This window comes from Mesorhizobium sp. WSM3879, from assembly GCF_002294915.1.
Classification (GTDB): domain Bacteria; phylum Pseudomonadota; class Alphaproteobacteria; order Rhizobiales; family Rhizobiaceae; genus Mesorhizobium.
In genome coordinates this window covers 1-1,738 of the sequence record NZ_NSFZ01000033.1, presented here as the reverse complement: position 1 = coordinate 1,738, position 1,738 = coordinate 1, and the positions used below count along the sequence as shown (strand labels likewise).

The following is a 1,738-nucleotide window of genomic DNA, read 5'->3' as shown; positions in this document are numbered from 1 at the left end:
GTCGCCGACAAGATACAGTGGTCCGGCAGCACGACCATCAAACAGAACTGCTCGAGTCTCGGGATGAAGGACATCCCCTCAGCCCAGTCGGTTGCGATCGTCGAATAATCAGGAATCGCTAACCAGAGCCGCAGAGCCGCCGCCATTTCATGCGCAAGGAACGCGCTTCATGTTGCCACCAGACGGCTACACCTCCGGGGTCGGTCGCGTTGCTCCAGACATGCAGTTGATGCATCGAGAGCACTTATCGCGGCTGCTGCGCGTGGCCCCAAGCGGACAGAAGGAACATTCTCGTCCCGCGCGTCTTTCCTTTAGCAGAGGGAGAGGAACGAGGCATGGCGGACGTCAAAAGCAAACGCGATTCGCGCGACCGTGACCGGGTGTCTGGGGATCAGGAATATGAGGTTGGCTACTTCGCCAGCAAATTCGGGCTCTCGATCCCTCAGGTCCGGAAACTGATCGCCAAGCACGGAAACGACCGCGAGACTTTAGAGCGTGAGGCAAAAGCGCTGGGCACTCGATGAACCGCTACTTCTTCGACACGTTCAACGCCTCATCTCAGGTGACGGATGAAACCGGCGCGGAACTGGATGGCATCCATGCAGTAAGACGACAGGCATTGAGGCGTTGGCCGAGATGGCGGTCGAGGTTATTTCAATTGAAGACCGGCTCGAACTCTTTGTACATGTTCGGGATCAGGCGATTTTTACAGCTCGCGCCATATTCGAAATGTTCGAGGTGACCTCGAAATCTAGCCCTGCATAGTAGCCGCTCGTTCACCACATCGCGGCATCGAACTTGAAGGCCCACCGTGGGCCCCAATCTGATCCACGCCTAGGGTGACCCGCCCCGCCCGCGATCTGAGTTCGCGGGCTCACGAATATTTGAGGACCCCTCACCAAGCCGACGGCATATTTTAGGGACGTTAATGTTCAACGCCTATGCACAGACGAGCCCTACTGTCGGGGAAGCAATCAAAGGCCGCACGAGCTCTGTTGAGCTGGTCGCGAGTGCGGCTCGCTGCCAAAGCGCATATTAGCGAACCAACGATCATCGAATTTGAGAACGGATCGAGGAACCCGAACCCCCGCCATGTTGCCGCTATCCGCCAAGCCCTGGAGGATGCGGGAATTGTATTTGGCCCTGATGGGCCAATGCTGCCTCGGTCCGAAATCCCGAACCGTGGTCGACAAACGGACAATAGGATGTGGCGGCGGCGGCAGACGAAACGCACGCCCTGACCTCAGACTCCTTTGCGGTGGCTGGTGTCTGGCGAATAGGTCAGCTTGATACGCCACAGACCGCGCATTTCATCCTCGGCCGCAAGTCCCATTCCATCGCCGGAGCATCAGCGCCGAACCGGTCCCGGAGGGCCGACAGGTTTGATGACGAAGTCCAGCCGTTGTTCATTGTCGGCGATTGTCCTTTTGGCTGAATTTTCTGATCAACAACCAGTGCGCTAGTACTTGCTCGCCGGCCTCGCGTTCTCCTAAACCTAACCGGCCAAGGCCCGGTGCCCCCCTAGAGACAGTGGAAAAGGCTACCGGGCCACCTGTCCGTCATATCGGCGCGACTTAGGCATTCCCGATAGATGGCGCTAGTTCCCGCGCGTCGTGTGCACTTATGCGACCTTGAGGTTAATGACGCGCATTACTGCGACTACTGTTCCATTGTTCGTAGCAGCCTCTTTCGTACTGCCCTTGCCGCAGCTCCAAACGTCGCCTTCCTTGGCCGTGAA

General features: G+C 57.8%; 2 protein-coding genes. Both read left to right on the top strand.

Annotated elements, in window-relative coordinates:
* Positions 1–335: 335 nt before the first annotated feature.
* Entirely contained in the window at positions 336–524 is a 189-nt protein-coding gene (locus CK218_RS29865) for a DUF3606 domain-containing protein (protein ID WP_066998627.1), read from the top strand.
* 417 nt (positions 525–941) lie between these two features.
* A complete protein-coding gene (locus CK218_RS29860) occupies positions 942–1,241 on the top strand; it encodes a helix-turn-helix transcriptional regulator (RefSeq protein ID WP_082980578.1) in 300 nt (99 codons plus the stop codon).
* Positions 1,242–1,738 lie beyond the last annotated feature (497 nt).

What these genes read in the sequence shown, in the direction of transcription:
- CK218_RS29865 (WP_066998627.1), top strand. Translation starts at nt 336, where the DNA reads ATGGCGGACGTCAAAAGCAAACGCGATTCGCGCGACCGTGACCGGGTG.
- CK218_RS29860 (WP_082980578.1), top strand. Translation starts at nt 942, where the DNA reads ATGCACAGACGAGCCCTACTGTCGGGGAAGCAATCAAAGGCCGCACGA.